The following is a 21,507-nucleotide window of genomic DNA, read 5'->3' on the forward strand; positions in this document are numbered from 1 at the left end:
GGAATGATAGCGTAGCGTGGCGTTAGCCATATTCCCAGTCTCATAGCAAAAGTCATCTGAAGATGACTAAAAATCCCCAGTTTAAGTAATTGGACAAAAATATTTACAGTCATTGCGAGCGAAGGGAAGCAATCACAACCCTGGCGATTGCTTGATTTCACTTCGTTCCATATGGCTAACGCTACGCAACGCTAACGCAATGACATTGTGTAATTAATTCTGTCTCACTACTTACTTTAGCCCTGTTCTGTCAGATTTGGAAAATACAATACCTGAAAGGTTTACGGGGCTTTGGTTTTGACGTTTTATGCAACAATTTTATTTTTTGATACATAAAAAACCGCCAAACCTTGATGAAATAAGAGTTACAAAAGATGGATTCGATTATTGTTTTCCGAGAGTGACAAAACAGGGCTAAGTTGACACCAATGCCCCGCCCTCAATTGTCTTGCTAATTTTGACTTTGAATTTGCCTAACTACCGTTAAAGCTGAATAACTAACGCCCGCAGTCCCTTCTCCAGGATGAGTAGAATCACCAACCAACCACAAATTACGAATAGGTGTTCGATTAGCAAAACCAAAGGGTCCAAAGGTGGGAATTCTTTGACCAATACCACCAACAATACCTGATTCTCTACCTGTATAATGAGCGAAGGTACGAGGTGTGGCAGCTTCTACATGAATAATAGTTTCTGGTTTCAAATAGAAATATTCAGAAAGTTTGGATATCGCATCTTGAGTAAATTTTTGTTTTAACTCTTCATAATTTTGAGTTTCCCACCAGGGGATAAAATCAACAAAAGAAGAAGCGATAATGGTGGCTTTTCCTAATGGTGCGCGACCATCTCCTTCATGACTCACAGATACAAATAAGGAATTATTTTCGCCAATAGGTTTATTTACATCATATAGAAATTGTAAATGTGGTGGACAATTAGGAGGAATTGCACTTTTATCTACACCCAAATAAATCACATAAGCACCGGAAGCTGGTGGGAGTTTTTCAACCCTTTGTTTATATCCAGAAGGGGCATTTTCTCCTAATAATTGAACCAAGTTTTGAACGGTGACGTTAGCAACTATATGATCTGCTGATTCTGTCCAAGTTTTCCCGGTTTTCTGATTTTTAATGATGACGGCGTTGGCTTGGTTATGGACAACTTGGATTTTTTCAACATTGTGACGCATTAATAGCTTACCACCATCTCGTTCTAAAGATTCTACCAAGCGATCGCTCAAAACTTGCATACTCCCTTGCAGATGAAATAACCCTTGGGGTAATTGGGATACACTCAAAGCTGTAGCTGCATAAAGTAAAGCCGTTTCTTCCGCACTAACTTGAGAATATAATTTCAGTTGTAAATCTAAAAATGTCCGCAGTCTTTGGTCATTTCCTAACCCACATAATCGTAAAGCATCCCCCACAGTGAATAAAGTAAAAGGTGCAGTAATAAATGTCCTCGGACGGACAGCTTTAATTAATTGTCCTAAGTCCCATAAATTCCGGGGTGGTAAAACCGGATCACGTCCTTGAAATTCCCAACTAGCATTAAATAAAGTGGTTAATAATTGCCAAAAAGGTTCACTTCCGGGAAACTGTTTTTGACGTTCTGCTTGCCATTTTTGAGAATCACGCCAAACATTAATGGGTGTAGATTCTCCCGGAAGAAATACAGCACAAGCTGGGTCGCAATGTGTCGCAGCGGGTAATTCTATATTTAATTCTGAGAAAATGCGGTGATGAATTCCCCCAGGTTCTAAACCCGCTACTTGGGTCGCACCAACATCAAAAGTAAATCCTTGACGTTTGAAGGTGGAAGCGCAACCACCAGGAACAATTGCTTGGTCAAGAATTAGGACATTATAACCTCTATGTGCTAATAATGCTCCGGCTGTAAGTCCACCTATACCCGCACCAATGACGATAACGCGGGATTGATTTTTTGGATCAGTAAGATTTGACATTGATGATTAACTTCAATTTCAGAGTAATTAATGAGATATGATCTAATCAAACAATCATCATTATTCACATCTAATATATCAGATTTATTCACGATAAAATAAATGGTAGATGACTCTATTTACATTATCAATATGGTATGTTATGTATTGACAGCTTTCAGAAAAATAATCTATGGTATACAGCTTGAGCTAAAATAAGCCTATGAGCAATTTAGAAAACGTCACAATTCATCAATTTAGAGGACTTCGAGACTTAGAACTAAAGGATCTTGGACGGATTAACCTGCTTGTTGGTATTAACAACTCAGGTAAAACCAGTGTACTAGAAGCATTATCTGTCTACTGTCATCCATTAGATATTAAAGTATGGCTCAGTACAGCAAGTCAACGAGAGCAGGATATTAGAGTATCCCGTACTCAGTCAATTGATGCACTAAGATGGTTATTCACACATAATTCTGCGTCTACCGTAGAACTTTATAAACCCATTATTCTTATTTCTAGCACTGGTTTATTCTCTGTAAACAAGTTAATAGCAAGCTATGAAGAAATGGAGGAAATATGGTTATCTGAAGAAAGTAAGACTAAAAATCCTATTGAAAATGAAGATAGCCCAAGAATTAGGAAAGGAATTGATTTAAAAATAGAGGTATTTGCAAATGTATTTCCAGATGGTTATCAGTTAAATTTACTTGGTGCATCACCTATAAGTTTATTTGGTGAATCACCTGCGTTTACTGAAAATTTTTTGCTATGGGAGGATGAACGTTTTTATAGATTACCTAGAACGAGAGAACCTAGCTTATGCTTAAATACTTCTATAGTTACACCATCATCTCATCGTTCAGAAATCGGACAATTTCGATTACTTTCAGAAGCTAGATTTCAAAATTTTAAATCTGATGTAGTGAAATTATTACAACAGATGGATAAAAATATTTCTGACATAGAAATTTTGTTATCTCCAGAATCTATAAGTTCTCGATTTAATATATATATTCAACATGAAAGACTGGGACTTGCACCAGTTAGCACTTTTGGTGATGGTATTCGTCGCTTATTACATATAGCTCTTAAACTTGCCAGCGTCAAAGGTGGTATTCTTTTAATTGATGAATTAGAGTCAACAATTCATACAGAAGCCTTACAAAATTCTTTTCGATGGTTAGTTAAGTGGTGTACAGAAATGGATATTCAACTATTTGCAACTACTCATAGTCTTGAAGCTGTTGATACTTTATTAGAAGTTACTGAATCAGATTCAGATTTAGTGCTTTATCGCTTAGAACCCAAGGAAGGAAAAACAAAAGTAGTTAGACATGATGGACATAGATTAAGACGATTAAGAGAAGAATTAGGTCAGGAGGTGCGTTGGTGAGTCGGAAATATGTTTTAATTGGTGTTGAGGGGAATCATGATCAGGCTTTTATATCTAAGATTTTATGTAAATTATTAGGCTTTTCTGAATTTAAGGGAGATGAATCAAATCTAGATAGTTTTTGGCGGAAATTTATTCCTACTTATCCTAAAGGGGGAAATTTATATAAAAGACTTGATATGCCAACAATTTTGTATACGGAGACGTTATCAATTGCTTTATATGCAGGTGAAGGAAGTAATTTAATTACTAATTTGAATGATAAATTATCTGATATTGATTATTCCACTCTTTTAGCGTTTGCAATTATAGCTGATGCTGATGACGATACACCTAACAAAGTTGTGGAAAAATATCATCATGGTTTTAAAGAATATTTCCCTAATTTTCCAACTATAGTTAATCAAAGTGGTAATGTCATAGAAGGTTTACCAAGATTAGGAATTTACATATTACCAGATAATTCTCAACAAGGTGTATTAGATACTTTGATTTGTGATTGTGGAGATTTAGTTTATCCTGAATATATGCAAAGAGCAAGAGAATATATAAATAAATTTTCTGAAGAAGAGAAGAAGAAAAAGCCTTTAAGATGGAAACCTTTTGATCAAGAAAAGGCGATAATTGCTACAGTCGTCAGTGTTCTAAAACCTGGTAAAACTAATCAAACAAGTATTAGTGATAACAGTTGGATTAGTTCTGAAACAGAAACTCAAATTCCAGCAGTTCAAAATTTAACTAAGTTTTTCAGGAATTTATTGAATTTAGAGTCTTGAATAATACCCTATAATTCTACACTCTCTCCCTCGCAGGTGGGACAATACCCAACTTGTTTAACCCTGAATCAATATTTCTCAATAACTTAAAATCATCCTCCGGTAAAGGATAATTACTACTAAATAAACTACATTTTTCCAAAAACGTAAATGCTTGCCGAAATTGCTGCGGTTCTGCCTTAATTGGAGCATCAAAATGACAGGGAATAATCCATTGAAAATCCCAACTAGCAACTTTATTAGCCCAATTTATAGTTTCCTGCGGGGCGCGATTGAGAATCAAACTTTGTAAAATTGGGGCAACAAATATTCGCCCATTTCCTTGCAGAATATTAAATGACTCTTGCCAATTTTCTTGCCATTGGAAGGGGAAAAACCCAAAATAGGCTTTGCGCGAACGTTCTGGTGCTTTTTGAGCATCACCCCATGCTTCACTCCATGTAGGTACTTCTAACACACTAGGGCTGAAATACAAGGAAAATAATGTGATTCGCTGCCACCCTTTGCGGCGATTTGCTGAGGTATCGGCAACCATGTCAAAGGCTTTATCCTTGGCGTGGTACAGTAAGGGATAGGGGTCAAGTTGAACAATTGCTGGTGGCTCTGCTGGTACACAAACTATGGTATCTGTAAGTAAGAGAGTGTGCGATCGCTTATGGAAAAAAGCCACCTCTGCAAACTTACCCAACCCCAAATCAATCGGTCCGAGGGTTGCATAATCAAAATCCTCAGCAAAAGGAGCTTCCTGGCTATTTTCAGGCAGTATGTGAGTCCGTTTACCAGGTAAACCCAACCAACTTAAAGGCAAATTTACGGGAAAACTCCATTGTCCAGGGGAAACAAAAACCTGTGCAGCGGGAAAGCGTCGCGCAAAAGGACCAACAAAAACCTTATGTTCTATTCCCGATATCGTAGGCAAAATAATATACTTAACATCACCGTATTCTGCCACCAACTCCTTCAGCAAGCGAACACATTCTCCCGTTGGTGCGACAGGTGCATAAACCAGCAAACCGCCTTTTTCCAACTTAACTACAGTCATGCGGATTGGCACAACTACATAGAAAATTCCCTGTAATTGATCAAAAGTCCAGATAGTATCTTTAATAACTTCTTTACGGATAGTGCGCCGTTGACCATAAGGATAAATTGGCACAACAGGCCAAAACCGCCATGAAAAATCCTGGGGATGAATTTTTTCTATATCTCCACTTTCCACCACTTTGCGAACCTCTCTCAATTCCCAATACTCAGATTTTTGTTTGCTTTTCTAAATTTGGAGTTTAGCAAATTATGGGGGTGATCAACATAAAATTATTGATTTTTTAGAAAGATTGGGTTTTCCAACATGAGTAATTTTCATATTAATTTCATATTCCAGCTTGAGTTAATACCTCACTCAAATCAGCAACTAAATCTAAATTTTCTGCCCATTCTATTAAATAACCATAATCCAAAGTTTCTGCTTGTAACTTAATTATCCCCAAAGCATCACGCCATTGTTTTTCTGATTTACTTCCCTTTCCCCAGCGCAATTTTTGTAAAATAATATCTTCTGCTGAAGCTATCCAAAAAGCAGGAATTCCATCTAAATCAACTAATATTCTTCGGTGCATTTGAGATATTGCAAAAGGTGAATTATCAGTAATATAAATATCAGCATTAGCAATAGTTTCTGTATGGGTAATATTCAACATATTTCCCAAACCTCTTTGCAAATCTTCTACCGCACCTACTGGACAATAATATCCAAATGCTTCTAAAGTTTTTACCAGCAAATCTATTTGATTTGGTTTAACTTCTACCACCAAATCTAAATCACGAGTAGAACGTGGTTCTCCATGAATAGAACTAGCAACACCTCTACTTACATAATAATCAATATTAATTGACTCAAAAAGTTGATGTAGTTCTCCTGCTAAAGAAATTGAATCTTGAATCCACATATTTTCCTTAATACCTTTTGGTTGAAAATCAGGAGTAAATTTTTCTCCTAATACAGCACGGGTAAATAAATTACGAATTTCCTGTATAGTTGAATTGCGATTTCGAGATTTAATTCCTATCAGACATAGTTTTTTAACTCCTCGTTCATGGCTAATAAATCTTTCTATGCGTTGTTTTAATGATAATTGTCGCCATTTTTGAAAGAAATAAATATCAGCTTCTATTGCTGTATCTTGGCTTTGGGGTTGATAACTAGGTTTGGGAATTGTTGGGAAAGATAATCTTGATTTTTCTAGCATTGCTAATTTTATAGTATTCTTGAATATTGAGTATTTAACCTGTAACTTACATTATACTCAAAATATCACGTTTTTCTGATGTAGTGCTTATGTGCGTGTGATTGATGCTTGAAAAGTTAAATTATTAAATTTTATTGAGAGAATGTTTTAAAAAATACAAAACCTGTTACACTGAAATACATAATTAGAGATTAAATTTAAATTGCATAAAGTCACATGAAATTACGAGCAATATCAGACCTCAAAAATAAAATTATTCTTGGGGATAATTTATCCGTACTCAAACAAATAGAAAATGATACTTTTGATTTAATCATTACTTCACCACCATATTTTCAGCAACGTAATTATGGAAATGGTGGACAAGATGGAGGAAGAAATAACCAAATCAAAAATAATGGTTTTACTATTATTAGAATTTTGGGGAACACGATGAAAAAGGACATCATTTAAAGTCCTGTAGAGATTACTAAAAATAATCATCATCCAGCAGTTTATCCGATGTATATTATTCAAGAACTGATTAAATTATTAACTCAACAAGGTGATTTTGTCCTTGATCCTTTTTGTGGTAGTGGTACAACTTGTATAGCAGCTAGAAATTTAAATAGAAATTATTTAGGAATTGAAATCAATCCTGATTATGTAAACTTAGCTAATAACCGTATGGAAGAATCTGATTCTCAGCAGCAGGAATTATTTATATGAAATATGATTATAATCAAGAAATAGAAAGATTAGAAAAATCCTATCAGCAAGCAATTGAATTAGTTGAAAATCAATCATTTACAGAATTTGATCAAGAAATAAAAAACTGTGTAGATATTTTTATTCAAAAAATAGAAACCGATAAATCTTTAATTCAGGTAATTATTACCACCCTACTCAAGAAAATAATTAAACCTAAGCAAGATATTAGGTTACACATGGCTAAATTTATCAATGGATATTCTGCAAGAGTTCTTGATACTAAGGTAACTACACCATTTTTTAAAAGTAAATTTCCTAAATATGCTAATAAAGAAACTGCGTTTTTAACTAAAGCAACACGCGCAGAAATTATCTGGAATTTTCTTGTTTTAAGGTGAGTTGTCGTAATTTTTCAGGGTTCAGTTAAGCCTAAAACTCTTTTTTAAAACGAACCACAGAGGCACAGAGGACACAGAGAAAATAGAAGAACAAATTCTTAACTGAATTGTATTGAACTATAAATTACATCTCTTCACGCGAGAATGATTAGTGGTAATTCCTGTAAAAGTAATAAAGTACACAAAAAATCTTGCAATACGTATAAAATACTTATTTTTTCTAATTACGCGATTCCTATTGACATCATTTCTATATATATGTTACAAATATATAGAAAAATTAGATATCATAAATATGATGCCAGTCATTAGAATACCTGATCTTATCTACCAAAGACTCCAAGCTATAGCTATTCCCTTTGAAGACACCCCTGTTACTGTCATTGAGCGACTGTTGAGTGAATATGAAGCACGTCAAAAGCCTCAGCAATCGGGTGATATAGAGACACAAAAATCAGAGGAGAGCGAAAAATATCTAGTTCTTGATCCTGAAGCATCTAGTAATTTACGCCATACGAGGGTTATTCGATCTGTTATTGGTGGTAAGGAAATTCGTCAGCCAAACTGGAGTAAAATACTTGATGAGGCACATATACTTGCATGGAAACAAGGTTTATCTTCAGAAGCTCTAATAAAACTTAGTTTGGCAAGGGTTGTCAAGGGAGAGAGCAATGACCCTGGTTTCCACTACTTACGAGAGATAGATATTTCGATCCAAGGAGTAGAAGCAAATCTAGCATGGCGGAATACTCTACATCTCTCAAAAAACCTGAACATACCAGTTGAAGTATATTTCGAGTGGCGCATGAAAGAAGGATCTGCTTATCCTGGTCAGAAAGGAAAACTTATTTGGATACCCAAATAGATTGAAATGAATTATGACTTACGCGAAATACCTCTCAAACTCCCATTTCTCTGTGACCTCTGTGCCTCTGTGGTTCGTTATTCTGTGACTGATGCGTGAGTCCTATACTGTTTCTATATTATTGTGTAACATATATATATTATATGTGTTGCACAATTTATAAGAAATTTCATCTTGTCTGAAAAATATTCTGCACCATTTTCTTCTCTACCCTATCAGCAGCATTATCCAACTCTACCACCTCACCATCACTCAAAACCCACCCCAAAGCCCCAATATTCTCCTTTGCTTGTTTTAGACTTTTAGCCCCAGGAATGGGAATTGTGCCTTTACTAATACACCAATTAATAGCAACTTGAGACATAGTTTTATTGCGTGTATTTGCTATTTCCTGCAAACAACCTAAAAGCGGCTTCATTCCTGGTAATAACTGCTTACATAAAAATCCGCGAATACCTTTGGGAAAACTGCCATTTTCCGAAAACTTTCCGGTTAATAAACCCAACCCTAAAGGACTATAAGCAATTAATGTAATTCCTAACTCATCACAAACATCTTTTAAACCTAATTCCGTCACCGGATAAGTAGATAAAAGTGAATATTGCACCTGCAAAGTTTTAATCGGTATACCTCTTTCCTGAAATCTTTTATGCACCCATAAAAGTCTTTTAGTTCCATAATTAGATAATCCCACACCCTTCACCAAACCTTGCTCATACAAATCACCTAAACCATCTAATAAACCCACCTCTTGCCAAGGTGCATAATTAGCAGTAGACCAGTGCATTTGCACCAAATCAACATTTTTACCTAATCTTTTTGCAGAGGCATGACAAGCTGATATAATTGAATTTCTAGTCCATCTCCAAGGGTATGCGGCTAACTTAGTCGCAATGCAAATATTCTCTTGATTTATTCCCTGATATGCTTGGGCAAATTTCCCTAAAAGTAACTCACTGCGTCCCTTTAATTTACCTGTACCGTAGGAATCACCCGTATCAAATAATGTGATGCCATTGCTCACACAGAGATTAAACACCTCTTGTAACTGGTTATCCATACTTTCATCGTATCCCCAGAGCAGTTGATTTCCCCAAGCCCAAGTTCCGCAACCCATGAGAGGAAGATTTAATAAATTGTGAGTTAGCATAATTAAGAAAAACTTGCCAATTGTTATAAACTAATTATTTACGAATAATACCAATGATCCGTAAAGCTAAACCGAATAATTATCATCTTTATTTATCCGCGTTTATCCGCGTGCATCTGCGTTTAATTTTCATTTTAAAACTGTCACAAATACCAAAGTAAAAACTAAATGCCCATTATCATTTGTCCGGGAATCCATGCACCAGAATTAACTAAAAGCTTTATCCAAGGGTGCTTAAATCAAGCTGGTGAAAAATCCATAGATATACTGGTTTATCCTGAACAGGGTTATTTAACTTTATCAACATTTCATATTTTACATTTTTTGTGCGATCGCCTCGGTAATAAGCTAGAATCGCCTGTTATATTCTTATGCTTTAGTGCTGGTGTCATTGGCGGTATAGGTGCAGCCACAGCATGGCAACTTTGGGGAGGTCATGTTCAAGCCTTCATTGCTATTGATGGTTGGGGAGTCCCTCTAGGGGGCAATTTCCCCATACATCGTTTAAGTCATGATCATTACACCCATTGGACTTCAGCTTACCTCGGTATGGGAGAAAACAACTTTTACGCCGATCCAGCAGTTGACCATTTATCAATGTGGCAGTCCCCCCAATCTGTCCAAGGACAGTGGACAAATCCCTCCGTTGGGTTCTCTCCACCCAAACAATACCTCAGTGCATCTGAATTTCTCAATTTCCTATTAGAACGTTATAACAAGAAATAGTGATTATTTATTCCCCATTCCCAAGTATCTAATGCTTCCTCCTGAACCTACTGCTATTAATAACGGTTTTACCGGACTGCTGAAAAACCGGGGTTTTATGCTCCTGTGGATTGGTCAACTAATTTCTCAATTAGCTGATAAGGTATTCTTTGTGTTAATGATTGCCCTACTCAAACTCTACCTACCCAGTAATGAGATAAACGGTGATGCACGCTTCTATTTATACATGGCATTTACCGTACCAGCAATATTGTTTGGCTCTGCTGGTGGTGTTATCGTTGACCGTGTACCAAAAAAACTGATTATGGTAGGTTCAGATGTGGTGCGGGGAATATTCATGGTGTTAATTCCCTTCCTGCCACGACAATTTGGGATACTTTTATTCTTCACCTTTGGTATCTCCACCGTTACCCAGTTTTTTGCCCCAGCGGAACAAGCGTCAATTCCCTTGTTGGTAAGAAAGGAAGGTTTAATGGCTGCTAATGCCCTATTTAGTAGCACCATGATGGCAGCATTAATTATTGGTAATGCAGTGGCTACTCCGATGTTAAATTGGTTTGAAACCTTTAATAAAGGTTTTGGCAAAGAATTGGTTGTCGGCTGCTTGTACCTGATTTCTGCCGTGATTATGATGCCAATTCAGTTTCGAGAACACAGACATATTGACAAAACCGCACCCGCAATTAATCCCTGGGCGGAATTTGTGCTAGGACTGCGCTATCTCAGACAAAATCGGCTGGTGTGGAATGCTATGCTGCAAATTGTCACCTTATACTGCGTATTTGCCGCCCTGATAGAATTAGCCATTGGTATGGCAGCAAGGTTACATTTAGCTCCAGAAGAATTTAGTTCTTTCGTCGCTGCGGCGGGGGTAGGTATGGTGATAGGTGCGGCTATTCTGGGCAATTTTGGACATAGATTATACAATAAACCTTTGCCTTTAATCGGATTTTTAATCATGGCGTTTTCCTTGGGTTTATTCATTTTTATTGATAACCAACCCTTAGCATTAGGACTTTGTATTTTCTTGGGTGTGGGTGCAGCTTTTGTCAACGTGCCAATGCAAACTTTAATTCAACAACAAGCACCATCAGAAATGCACGGTAAAGTCTTTGGCTTTCAAAATCATGCCATTAATATCGCTCTGACAGCACCTCTATTAATTACGACAAAGCTAGTTAATGCCTTTGGATTGTCGGCAGTGTTATTCGGAATGAGTATAGTTGTCGGGGCTATTGGTGTTTGGACATGGCAAAATACTCGGCGGGTATTGCAAGATGTGATCTAGAAATTGTACAATTATGATCCGTTCTTAATGCTAATAAATACGGCTTTCTCTGCAATTGTGAGAATTTTTACATTAAAATGAAGTTTTAAATACAGAATCTAAGCGTTAATTTTAGCTATACTTTGAGGTTAACTGTGGTTTCGTCTTCTCAAATCAGTCTCCCAAAATCTGAAAATAATCAGCAGTCTCCCGTATCTAATTCGTCAGTTCCCTCACCAAAACGGGCATCTGGCGGTTTCGCGTTGATAGATAGTCTCATCCGTCATGGTGTTGAGCATATTTTTGGTTATCCCGGTGGCGCGATTCTACCGATTTATGATGACCTCTATAAAATAGAAGCTGGGGGTACGGTCAAACATATCTTAGTTAGACATGAACAAGGTGCTTCCCACGCCGCCGACGGTTACGCCCGTGCTACTGGTAAAGTGGGAGTATGCTTTGGTACTTCCGGTCCTGGGGCAACCAATTTAGTTACAGGGATTGCTACAGCCTACATGGATTCTATTCCCATGATTGTGGTGACGGGACAAGTACCCCGCGCTGCAATTGGTACAGATGCCTTCCAAGAAACAGATATTTACGGGATTACTTTACCCATTGTTAAGCATTCCTATGTAGTCCGTGATGCCAAAGATATGGCGCGGATTGTCGCTGAAGCTTTTCACATTGCCAGCACTGGTAGACCGGGGCCTGTTTTAATTGATGTTCCCAAAGATGTGGCATTGGAGGAATTTGATTATGTTCCTGTCGCACCGGGTTCGATTAAGTTACCGGGTTATCGTCCCACAGTCAAGGGAAATCCCCGCCAAATTAATGCGGCTATTCAATTAATTCGAGAAAGTCGTCGTCCATTGTTGTATGTTGGGGGAGGAGCGATCGCTGCTAATGCCCACGAAGAAGTCAAACAACTGGCAGAATTATTTAATCTCCCCGTCACTACCACCTTAATGGGTATCGGTGCATTTGACGAACATCATCCCCTGTCGTTGGGAATGTTGGGAATGCACGGTACAGCTTACGCCAACTTTGCTGTTACAGATTGCGATTTATTAATTTGCGTCGGTGCTAGATTTGATGACCGCGTGACAGGTAAATTAGATGAATTTGCCTCTTTAGCTAAAGTCATTCACATTGATATTGACCCCGCAGAAGTCGGTAAAAACCGCGTTCCCGAAGTTCCCATTGTTGGTGATGTTAAAAACGTCTTAAAAGACTTATTACGCCGATGTCAAGACGCAAATACTAAAGCCACACCTAACCAAAATCAAGAATGGTTAAACTTAATTAACAGTTGGAAACAAGATTATCCTTTAATTGTTCCCCATCACGCTGACAGCATTTCTCCCCAAGAGGTAATTGTCGAAGTTGGCACTCAAGCGCCCCAGGCATTTTACACCACAGATGTCGGTCAACACCAAATGTGGGCTGCCCAATTCCTCAAAAACGGACCAAGACGCTGGATTTCTAGCGCTGGTTTAGGAACAATGGGTTTTGGTGTCCCTGCGGCTATGGGTGTAAAGGTAGCATTCCCGGACGAAGAAGTAGTCTGTATTAGCGGTGATGCCAGTTTCCAAATGTGTTTGCAGGAGTTGGGAACACTAGCACAATATGGGATTAATGTCAAGACCTTGATCTTAAATAACGGTTGGCAGGGAATGGTGCGTCAGTGGCAAGAAGCCTTCTATGGACAGCGTTATTCATCTTCTAACATGGAAGTGGGAATGCCTGATATTGAGCTTTTAGCACAGGCTTATGGCATCAAAGGCATGGTAATTACCAAGCGGGAAGAGTTGGCAGATAAAATTGCCGAAATGCTGGCACACAATGGACCTGTAATTGTCAATGTCCACGTTACCAGAGATGAAAACTGCTATCCCATGGTAGCCCCTGGTAAGAACAACTCGCAAATGGTTGGTTTACCTAAGCCAACACCAAGAACCGCAGTTGAATCAATTTCTTGCAGCAATTGTGGCACTCAAAACCAAGCTAATCATAATTTCTGTTCTGATTGTGGAACAAAGTTGTAGTTAGATTTTGTAGGGGTTTAGTATTATGCTTTACCCTTACCTATTCAATATTATGTTTATCTTTTCTTAGAGATTTTCTATAAATTCTTCAGGTGTAATTTGTGCTTGTTTAAGAACACCGCTTACAGAAGTGTTGAATGTTAGGAAAAGATTAAAAAAAAGTACCATAATTTGATACAATCTAAAAAAATCTAGATAAAGAATTATCAAATTATGCGCTTAAAGAATTTCCCAGAAGTGGTCAAAACCAGAAGTGTTGAATGTTAGGAAAAGATTAAAAAAAAGTACCATAATTTGATACAATCTAAAAAAATCTAGATAAAGAATTATCAAATTATGCGCTTAAAGAATTTTCCAGAAGTGGTCAAAACAATATTGAAACCATTGCCCAAAAAAGATTATCCAGTTCTGGACACATTTTCATTTGTATCAGTGTGGTTACAGTATGTCATGGATAAAAGTATAGTGAGTATGAGAGATTTATTTCAAAGACTAAATAATCAAGGGATAGATTTAAAAATATCAAATTTTTCCAAGGCAAGTAAAAAGAGAGATACTCAAGTATTTTTGGAGATAATAACTGAATTAAACAATCAACTGAGAAAGAAAAAAGGAAAGGAAGAAACCCAAGCATTATTTCCTATAGATTCAACAATTATTACATTAACAAGTAAATTATTATGGAGTCAAGGATATCATCAAGTAAAACTATTTTGTGGGTTAGATAGTTTGACATCAGAAGTTGGTGGAATGGTGATTCATTTTGGGCAAGGACATGACCATAAATATGGACAAGAAACAGTAGAAGCAATTCCGTCAAAAGGAGTAGGGATAATGGATAGAGGATTTGCATCCTCCGAAAGAATATCTGAATTAAAACAACAAAAAAATAAAGCTTTTGTCTTAAGAATTAAAAATAATGTCACTTTAGAAATGCTAGAAAATGGTAATTGTAAAGTTGGCAAAGATGAAAGAGAAGTGGAAATTAGAGTAGTAGCATTTTGTGATATAGAAACTAAGAGTGAATTTCGTTTAGCAACAAACTTATTAAATGAAGGAGAAGAGCAAGTTAGTAATCAAGAGATTATGGAAATTTACATACAAAGATGGCAAATTGAATTGTTATGGAAATTCTTAAAAATGCACCTCAAGTTAGACAGACTTATGACAAAGAATGAGAATGGAATTAGAATTCAGATAATGTGCTGTTTAATCGCTTATTTGATATTGCAACTAATAGAAATACCGCAAGAATTTGGCAAAACTTTATTAGATAAACTCCGTTATCTTCAGTCCTATATGTGTCAGGAAATAAGTTATGTTCATTGGTTTAGAAAACTTATTTGGATAAGATGAAAAATAGCACTTATAGGCTAAGTTTATTTCAATATGTAAAGTTTTATTACGCTATTCAACATTTCTGGGTCAAAACAATATTGAAACCATTGCCCAAAAAAGATTATCCAGTTCTGGACACATTTTCATTTGTATCAGTGTGGTTACAGTATGTCATGGATAAAAGTATAGTGAGTATGAGAGATTTATTTCAAAGACTAAATAATCAAGGGATAGATTTAAAAATATCAAATTTTTCCAAGGCAAGTAAAAAGAGAGATACTCAAGTATTTTTGGAGATAATAACTGAATTAAACAATCAACTGAGAAAGAAAAAAGGAAAGGAAGAAACCCAAGCATTATTTCCTATAGATTCAACAATTATTACATTAACAAGTAAATTATTATGGAGTCAAGGATATCATCAAGTAAAACTATTTTGTGGGTTAGATAGTTTGACATCAGAAGTTGGTGGAATGGTGATTCATTTTGGGCAAGGACATGACCATAAATATGGACAAGAAACAGTAGAAGCAATTCCGTCAAAAGGAGTAGGGATAATGGATAGAGGATTTGCATCCTCCGAAAGAATATCTGAATTAAAACAACAAAAAAATAAAGCTTTTGTCTTAAGAATTAAAAATAATGTCACTTTAGAAATGCTAGAAAATGGTAATTGTAAAGTTGGCAAAGATGAAAGAGAAGTGGAAATTAGAGTAGTAGCATTTTGTGATATAGAAACTAAGAGTGAATTTCGTTTAGCAACAAACTTATTAAATGAAGGAGAAGAGCAAGTTAGTAATCAAGAGATTATGGAAATTTACATACAAAGATGGCAAATTGAATTGTTATGGAAATTCTTAAAAATGCACCTCAAGTTAGACAGACTTATGACAAAGAATGAGAATGGAATTAGAATTCAGATAATGTGCTGTTTAATCGCTTATTTGATATTGCAACTAATAGAAATACCGCAAGAATTTGGCAAAACTTTATTAGATAAACTCCGTTATCTTCAGTCCTATATGTGTCAGGAAATAAGTTATGTTCATTGGTTTAGAAAACTTATTTGGATAAGATGAAAAATAGCACTTATAGGCTAAGTTTATTTCAATATGTAAAGTTTTATTACGCTATTCAACATTTCTGCACCGCTTAATGTACCAACTTTTAATTCTGGATGTAATGGTACAACACAACCAATTTCACCATTGAGTGTTTGTTTTTTCATGATTATATGACTACCAGTTTGTCTAATTTGATAAAAACCCAAACGTTCTAATGTGCGAATTGCTTCTTTGCTAGAAGTTCGTGGTAATTTAGGCACAAGTAACCTCAATGCTAGTTACATATCTAGGAGAGGTTTCTGGTAAAGGAAATTCTTCTAAATAAAGTCGTGTTGCTTCTTTTAAACCTGTTATTGCTTGTTCTATTGTTTCTCCTTGATCTACTGTACCAACTTCTGGACATTCAGCGATATACATATCATCTTCTTTGTAAATTATGACTGTGAAACTGCGACTTTTCATAGTTTTCATGAGGGTTACATCTAGGTTTATTCTAACATTAAATGTAGGGGTTTAGCATTGCTAAACCCCTACCATATTCTCATTATTTTAAGCTGAGTTTGTAAATCTTTGATTGCTTGTTGTTGATTACCTATTACAGCAAATTGTCATCAAACCCGGAACAAGAACCCCACCCCCAACCCCCTCCCCGCAAGCGATGAGGGGGCTAAGATGTACCTTATATGATTGGAAATCGCTGTAAGTAGGTGGACGTGAAATAACCAAAATGTGTAACGATATGTAAATTCACCTCGATGCGTTATTATCGTTGAGTTTTAGCCATTTCAAAAAACAAAATATATTTTGATTTTCCTCCGCCCACCTACTTAACAATTCGCAAGATATTATATTATTCATAAACTATCTAAATTTAGTTCAAATTAGTAAATTATGGTAATGGGTAATATAATATAATGAAAATATATTCATAAAGAGTCATCTATTAAATGGAAATCCTCCCCAAGTTAATGCGGCAATTCAATTAATTAGAGAAAGTCATCACCCATTGTTGTATATTGGGGAAGGAGCGATCGCAGCTAATGCCCACAATGTGTTTGCAAGAGTTAGGATATATAGTAAAATCTAGTGTTAATGTCAAGACTTTTATCTTAAAGAGAGGTAATTTGGGTGTGTTCTTTGATGCTGAAAAATTAGCAGGTAAGCCGATAAAATTAGTCAGAATGCTGGTAGCAGCTAAAGCTGTCAAAATTCTAGATTTAAATAAGGTGAATGAATTAAAATTATTCCTATGCTAAACCGAATCAAAGACTTAACAACAAACATATCATCCCGCTTAGTTGAAATCCGCCGCCATATTCACGCGCATCCAGAACTTAGTGGCGAAGAATATCAAACTGCTGCCTTTGTTGCGGGTGTGTTATCCGCTAATGGCTTGCACGTAGAAGAAGGTATAGGTAAAACAGGTGTCATTGGTGAATTACAAGGAACTCAATCTAGCGATAGAATCTTAGCAATTCGCACTGATATGGATGCTTTGCCCATTCAAGAACGGACAAGCTTAGAATATGCCTCTCGGATTAAAGGAGTCATGCACGCTTGTGGACATGATATTCATACTACGGTAGGTTTGGGGACAGCGATGGTACTTTCCCAAATTGCCTCAGAATTGGGTGGAAAGGTGCGGTTTTTATTTCAACCCGCTGAGGAAATTGCCCAGGGTGCAAATTGGATGGTAAGAGATGGAGTGATGAATAATGTCGCGGCTATTTTAGGGTTGCACGTTTTTCCTTCCATTCCTGCGGGTTCAGTGGGTATTCGCTACGGTGCATTAACAGCCGCAGCAGACAATTTAGAAATTATTATTATTGGTGAATCTGGACATGGTGCGCGTCCCCATGAAGCCATAGATGCAATCTGGATTGCAGCGCAAGTGATTACATCATTGCAACAAGCTATTAGCCGTACTCAAAATCCTTTGCGTCCCGTAGTGTTGAGTATTGGACAAATTAATGGGGGAAGAGCGCCAAATGTGATTGCTGATAAAGTACAATTATTGGGAACAGTGCGATCGCTTCACCCAGAAACCCGCGACAAACTACCACAGTGGATTGAAAATATAGTTGCTAATGTTTGTAATTCTTACAATGCAAAATATCAAGTTAACTATCATCGAGGTGTACCCAGTGTCCAAAATGATAACGCCCTAACACAATTATTACAATCATCAGCGGAAGAAGCTTGGACTAATAATTGTGTACGAATTTTACCAGAACCATCTTTAGGTGCAGAAGATTTTTCTGTTTATTTAGAACACGCCCCTGGTTCAATGTTTCGTTTAGGTGTAGGCTATGAAGAGAGAATAATTAACCATCCCTTGCATCATCCTCAATTTGAAGTTGATGAATCTGCTATTATTACTGGAGTAGTCACATTAGCTTATGCAGCTTATAAATATTGGCTAAATTCAGAACTATGATTTGTGTGATTTATTTAATTTCGATGATTAATTAGTCGGAACTATGATTTCTAGTATTCATTTAATTTTCATGATTAATTAGTCAAACAAATCAAAAAAATCACAGTTGAAAATTCGCTCTTTAAATAAATTCAAGAAAATTACACTGTCAATCATGCCACCAATCGAAACTATAGATTCAAACTCATCAGAACAAACCACTAATAATTGGTATTTAGTAAGTGTCCGTTCTAAAAAAAGAGAAGTATTTTTGAAATATCTGAATTTAGCTATTAGCCAAAATCAATTACAGGATTTAGTGACAGAAATAAAAAGTCCCCAAGATGCAGTTTATCAAGATATTGTTTTATTAAAAATCAGTAATTTCAAAACTGCTTGTATACAACTTAAAAAAATTGAATGTTTCCAAAATATCGAACGGAAACCTTTAGCATTACCACAAGTGAATAGAATGTTGGGTATTGGGTAAATTTGGCTATAAATAGCTAATTACCTATTCATAAAAAATACTCCACAACCGTCAACCAACGAAATTAATTATCATTTCCACCAGGAGATTGCGGGAAGGCTGGGAGCCGCGTCTCTTTAGAGCGCGGGGGAAAGCCTACTCGTGCAAAGTTGTTAACACCGCTGAGGCAATTGTCCAAGAGGATCTAAATGTTAAGGCGATGAAGTCCCGCTGCAAACCTAAACGGCAGAAAGGACGATTTATGGCTAATGGTCAATCTGCAAAACGTGGGTTAAATCGCTCCATTTCTGATGCCAGTTGGGGCGAATTATTTTCTAAGATTGCTTGGCTGGCATTGAAGTCTGGTAAGCCAGTATTATCCGTTAATCCTAAATTTACTTCTCAAGAATGTTCGGCTTGTCATCATATTAGTAAAGCTAACAGAGATGGCGAAAAGTTCATTTGTGAAAACTGCGGTCATATTGACCATGCTGATACTCAAGCCTCCCGGACAATTTTACGAAGAGCTAATTTAAAATTTGTCAGCAAAGACATTAAAAACCTACCTGCGAACTGCGGGAAAGTTACGCTTGTCAGAGATGATTCTGCCAGTAATGGCAAACAGGATCAGGGCAAGAACCGTACATCTAAGGTAATACCTGAAAAGCGGATATTATTCGAGCAGTTGTCTTGACAATTATTCGATTAAGAATCCCCGCGTCTTTAGACCGGGGAGTGTCAAACTCATCGTTGTTGTGATAGTTTCTTTCTTTAAATATTATCCAGGAATAGGACATGAATGGTTAAATAATTATGGTGCAGTGGGATTTTCTTCATTATCTTTTAGATCCTATTTTGGGTTAGTTGTGGTTAGAAAAACTCTGGAGAATAAATCATGCAAAAAAGAGTCAAAGTTAAACCAAACTCCAAACAGCAAAAGATTGAAGAATCAGCAGATGGTAGTTTAACTGTACATTTAAAATCACCACCTGTAGATGGTAAAGCTAATGAAGAGTTAATTAAACTATTAGCTAAAAATTTTGATGTTTCTAAATCCTCGATCACAATTAAATCTGGGACAACATCTCGACAAAAGTTAATTGAAATTGATGGGATTTAGAATGAAATAGCCCAGGGGGACTAAGTAGGTGAATACAATAAAACCAAAGTGTGTAAAGAAAAGTAAAATCGCCCAAAGCTTCTTCACTCTTGCCTTCCCATACCGACAATTTTCAATGCTAACCTACTTAGGGCTTGCTAAATAAAGCTAAAACCATTTATTAATAAGGGTTTCGTGGATTTTTATCACAAAAAAGTGCAAGGTTTTCGCTGATGGTGTCTCAAAATAGGTGCATTTTTCTTTGTCGGATTTGGAAAATTGAGGATATCCAGATAGTTGAAACTGTTAGAAAGTTCCCAGTTAAGAGTTCCCTGCCCTCACAGACAACTTTTTCAGCAAACCCTACTTAGATAATAGTTTTTATAATCACCAATCACCAACAAAATTGCCCAAAAAATTAAACACGCCATTTGGCACAATTGCTAGGTATGATATTTTATCTACAAACATTTACCCAGCAAAACCTGACTATGACTCAAAACTACCGCATTACCTTACTTCCTGGCGATGGCATTGGTCCTGAAATTATGTCCGTAGCGGTGGACGTGCTAAAAGTCGTAGGGAACCGATTTGATCTTAGCTTTGAATTTTCTACAGCCTTAATTGGTGGCGCTGCTATTGACGCAACCGGCGAACCTCTACCTGCTGTCACCTTAGATATGTGCCGCAATAGTGATTCCGTCCTGCTGGCTGCTATTGGTGGTTATAAATGGGATTCTCTGCCCTCGAATTTACGCCCAGAAGCAGGTTTGTTAGGGTTGCGGGCTGGGTTAGAACTATTTGCTAATTTACGTCCTGCAAAAATTCTTCCCCAATTAATTGACGCTTCTACCTTGAAACGGGAAGTTGTGGAAGGTGTAGATATTATGGTGGTGCGGGAACTCACCGGCGGAATTTATTTTGGTAAACCAAAAGGCATTTTTGCTACCGAAACCGGAGAAAAACGCGGTGTAAATACGATGGTTTACACAGAATCGGAAATTGAACGGATTGGGCGCGTAGCCTTTGAAACAGCGCGGAAACGGGGTGGGAAACTCTGTTCTGTGGATAAAGCCAATGTGTTAGAAGTATCTCAATTGTGGCGCGATCGCATCACTCAACTTTCCTTAGAGTATACTGATGTGGAATTATCTCATTTATATGTGGATAACGCTGCCATGCAATTAGTTCGCGCCCCCAAACAATTTGATACAATTGTCACAGGCAACCTATTTGGTGACATTCTCTCCGATGCGGCGGCGATGTTAACTGGTAGTATAGGAATGTTACCTTCTGCCAGTTTGGGTGCTGATGGTCCTGGTGTCTATGAACCAGTTCACGGTTCAGCCCCAGATATTGCCGGACTTGATAAAGCCAACCCTCTAGCACAGGTTTTAAGTGCCGCCATGATGTTGCGTTATGCTTTCAACCAACCAGAAGCAGCAGACTTAATTGAAAATAGTGTGTTACAAGTTTTACAACAAGGTTATCGCACAGGAGATATTATGTCCCCAGGAATGAAACTAGTCGGTTGTCAAGCTATGGGTGAAGCACTCATGGAAATTCTCGAATTAAAATCACGTTAAAGGATAAATCTGGAAATTTCAGCAT

23 protein-coding genes are annotated in these 21,507 nt (G+C 36.9%); 17 read left to right on the forward strand and 6 right to left on the reverse strand.

Translation table 11 applies throughout. The features are described from left to right. Positions 1 to 451: 451 nt before the first annotated feature. Complete coding sequence (crtD, locus tag AA650_RS06060) at positions 452 to 1,966, reverse strand: C-3',4' desaturase CrtD (protein ID WP_053538361.1); 1,515 nt, start codon at positions 1,964 to 1,966, stop codon at positions 452 to 454. A 202-nt stretch (positions 1,967 to 2,168) separates the two neighbouring features. Between crtD and AA650_RS06065 the strand changes: the two genes are divergently transcribed. Both AA650_RS06065 and AA650_RS06070 read left to right on the forward strand, forming a co-directional pair. Then, on the forward strand, positions 2,169 to 3,344 hold the full coding sequence (locus AA650_RS06065) for an AAA family ATPase (protein WP_053538362.1): 1,176 nt from the start codon (positions 2,169 to 2,171) through the stop codon (positions 3,342 to 3,344). Beyond that, entirely contained in the window at positions 3,341 to 4,120 is a 780-nt protein-coding gene (locus tag AA650_RS06070) for a DUF3226 domain-containing protein (RefSeq protein WP_053538363.1), read from the forward strand. The genes AA650_RS06065 and AA650_RS06070 overlap by 4 nt, the downstream gene beginning before the upstream one ends. A gap of 16 nt (positions 4,121 to 4,136) precedes the next feature. On the opposite strand, the gene AA650_RS06075 is transcribed toward AA650_RS06070, so the two are convergent. Both AA650_RS06075 and AA650_RS06080 read right to left on the reverse strand, forming a co-directional pair. After that, positions 4,137 to 5,342, reverse strand: coding sequence for a DUF4336 domain-containing protein (locus AA650_RS06075; protein ID WP_053538364.1), 1,206 nt, complete (start codon positions 5,340 to 5,342; stop codon positions 4,137 to 4,139). 148 nt (positions 5,343 to 5,490) lie between these two features. Then, entirely contained in the window at positions 5,491 to 6,366 is an 876-nt protein-coding gene (locus AA650_RS06080; protein WP_053538365.1) for a hypothetical protein, read from the reverse strand. Between the two features lie 216 nt (positions 6,367 to 6,582). Here AA650_RS06080 and AA650_RS28590 point away from each other — a divergent pair, with 216 nt between their 5' ends. The 4 genes from AA650_RS28590 (at position 6,583) to AA650_RS06100 (ending at position 8,319) form a co-directional block, all read left to right on the forward strand. Beyond that, entirely contained in the window at positions 6,583 to 6,819 is a 237-nt protein-coding gene (locus AA650_RS28590; protein WP_053538366.1) for a site-specific DNA-methyltransferase, read from the forward strand. Between the two features lie 12 nt (positions 6,820 to 6,831). Next, positions 6,832 to 7,074 (forward strand): site-specific DNA-methyltransferase, encoded by a 243-nt coding sequence (locus tag AA650_RS28595; RefSeq protein WP_257720906.1) that lies wholly within the window; start codon positions 6,832 to 6,834, stop codon positions 7,072 to 7,074. Continuing rightward, complete coding sequence (locus tag AA650_RS06095) at positions 7,071 to 7,454, forward strand: hypothetical protein (RefSeq protein ID WP_053538368.1); 384 nt, start codon at positions 7,071 to 7,073, stop codon at positions 7,452 to 7,454. Before AA650_RS28595 ends, AA650_RS06095 begins: the two co-directional genes overlap by 4 nt. A 295-nt stretch (positions 7,455 to 7,749) precedes the next feature. Continuing rightward, complete coding sequence (locus AA650_RS06100) at positions 7,750 to 8,319, forward strand: T4SS efffector SepA family protein (RefSeq protein ID WP_233455596.1); 570 nt, start codon at positions 7,750 to 7,752, stop codon at positions 8,317 to 8,319. Between the two features lie 169 nt (positions 8,320 to 8,488). Here AA650_RS06100 and AA650_RS06105 read toward each other — a convergent pair whose 3' ends face one another. Then, complete coding sequence (locus AA650_RS06105) at positions 8,489 to 9,469, reverse strand: aldo/keto reductase (RefSeq protein ID WP_053538369.1); 981 nt, start codon at positions 9,467 to 9,469, stop codon at positions 8,489 to 8,491. Positions 9,470 to 9,637: 168 nt separating this feature from the next. Here AA650_RS06105 and AA650_RS06110 point away from each other — a divergent pair, with 168 nt between their 5' ends. The 5 genes from AA650_RS06110 (at position 9,638) to AA650_RS06130 (ending at position 15,927) form a co-directional block, all read left to right on the forward strand. After that, the gene (locus AA650_RS06110) at positions 9,638 to 10,195 is read left to right on the forward strand and encodes a hypothetical protein (RefSeq protein ID WP_053538370.1); all 558 of its coding nucleotides are present in this window, start codon (positions 9,638 to 9,640) and stop codon (positions 10,193 to 10,195) included. Positions 10,196 to 10,226: 31 nt separating this feature from the next. Next, positions 10,227 to 11,483: an MFS transporter gene (locus AA650_RS06115; protein WP_053538371.1), complete on the forward strand. Its 1,257-nt coding sequence runs from the start codon at positions 10,227 to 10,229 to the stop codon at positions 11,481 to 11,483. 134 nt (positions 11,484 to 11,617) lie between these two features. After that, positions 11,618 to 13,510 carry a biosynthetic-type acetolactate synthase large subunit gene (gene ilvB / locus AA650_RS06120; RefSeq protein WP_053538372.1) on the forward strand — a complete coding sequence of 631 codons (1,893 nt, stop codon included), beginning with the start codon at positions 11,618 to 11,620 and terminating at the stop codon, positions 13,508 to 13,510. 336 nt (positions 13,511 to 13,846) lie between these two features. Beyond that, the gene (locus AA650_RS06125) at positions 13,847 to 14,866 is read left to right on the forward strand and encodes a transposase (protein ID WP_053537527.1); all 1,020 of its coding nucleotides are present in this window, start codon (positions 13,847 to 13,849) and stop codon (positions 14,864 to 14,866) included. A gap of 53 nt (positions 14,867 to 14,919) precedes the next feature. Next, positions 14,920 to 15,927 carry an IS4 family transposase gene (locus AA650_RS06130; RefSeq protein WP_199924443.1) on the forward strand — a complete coding sequence of 336 codons (1,008 nt, stop codon included), beginning with the start codon at positions 14,920 to 14,922 and terminating at the stop codon, positions 15,925 to 15,927. 23 nt (positions 15,928 to 15,950) lie between these two features. Here the strand turns inward: AA650_RS06130 and AA650_RS06135 are convergent, their stop codons facing one another. Beyond that, positions 15,951 to 16,172, reverse strand: a complete 222-nt coding sequence (locus AA650_RS06135; protein ID WP_053538374.1) for a type II toxin-antitoxin system HicA family toxin — start codon at positions 16,170 to 16,172, stop codon at positions 15,951 to 15,953. Further along, a complete protein-coding gene (locus AA650_RS06140; protein WP_233455595.1) occupies positions 16,165 to 16,383 on the reverse strand; it encodes a type II toxin-antitoxin system HicB family antitoxin in 219 nt (72 codons plus the stop codon). The genes AA650_RS06135 and AA650_RS06140 overlap by 8 nt, the downstream gene beginning before the upstream one ends. Before the next feature lie 569 nt (positions 16,384 to 16,952). On the opposite strand from AA650_RS06140, the gene AA650_RS06145 reads away from it, so the two are divergent. The 6 genes from AA650_RS06145 to leuB all read left to right on the forward strand — a co-directional run bounded on the left by AA650_RS06145 (position 16,953) and on the right by leuB (position 21,482). Then, the gene (locus tag AA650_RS06145; RefSeq protein ID WP_168637124.1) at positions 16,953 to 17,168 is read left to right on the forward strand and encodes a hypothetical protein; all 216 of its coding nucleotides are present in this window, start codon (positions 16,953 to 16,955) and stop codon (positions 17,166 to 17,168) included. Beyond that, positions 17,162 to 18,349, forward strand: a complete 1,188-nt coding sequence (locus AA650_RS06150) for a M20 family metallopeptidase (protein ID WP_053538376.1) — start codon at positions 17,162 to 17,164, stop codon at positions 18,347 to 18,349. The genes AA650_RS06145 and AA650_RS06150 overlap by 7 nt, the downstream gene beginning before the upstream one ends. A gap of 154 nt (positions 18,350 to 18,503) precedes the next feature. Beyond that, positions 18,504 to 18,818 (forward strand): hypothetical protein, encoded by a 315-nt coding sequence (locus AA650_RS06155; RefSeq protein ID WP_052149829.1) that lies wholly within the window; start codon positions 18,504 to 18,506, stop codon positions 18,816 to 18,818. Positions 18,819 to 19,059: 241 nt separating this feature from the next. Beyond that, positions 19,060 to 19,491 (forward strand): zinc ribbon domain-containing protein, encoded by a 432-nt coding sequence (locus AA650_RS06160; RefSeq protein ID WP_053538377.1) that lies wholly within the window; start codon positions 19,060 to 19,062, stop codon positions 19,489 to 19,491. A 201-nt stretch (positions 19,492 to 19,692) separates the two neighbouring features. Then, complete coding sequence (locus tag AA650_RS06165; protein WP_053538378.1) at positions 19,693 to 19,917, forward strand: DUF167 domain-containing protein; 225 nt, start codon at positions 19,693 to 19,695, stop codon at positions 19,915 to 19,917. Between the two features lie 470 nt (positions 19,918 to 20,387). Continuing rightward, the gene (gene leuB, locus AA650_RS06170; RefSeq protein ID WP_053538379.1) at positions 20,388 to 21,482 is read left to right on the forward strand and encodes a 3-isopropylmalate dehydrogenase; all 1,095 of its coding nucleotides are present in this window, start codon (positions 20,388 to 20,390) and stop codon (positions 21,480 to 21,482) included. Positions 21,483 to 21,507 lie beyond the last annotated feature (25 nt).

The sequence above is a fragment of the Anabaena sp. WA102 genome (assembly GCF_001277295.1).
In the GTDB taxonomy this organism is placed as follows: Bacteria; Cyanobacteriota; Cyanobacteriia; order Cyanobacteriales; family Nostocaceae; genus Dolichospermum; species Dolichospermum heterosporum.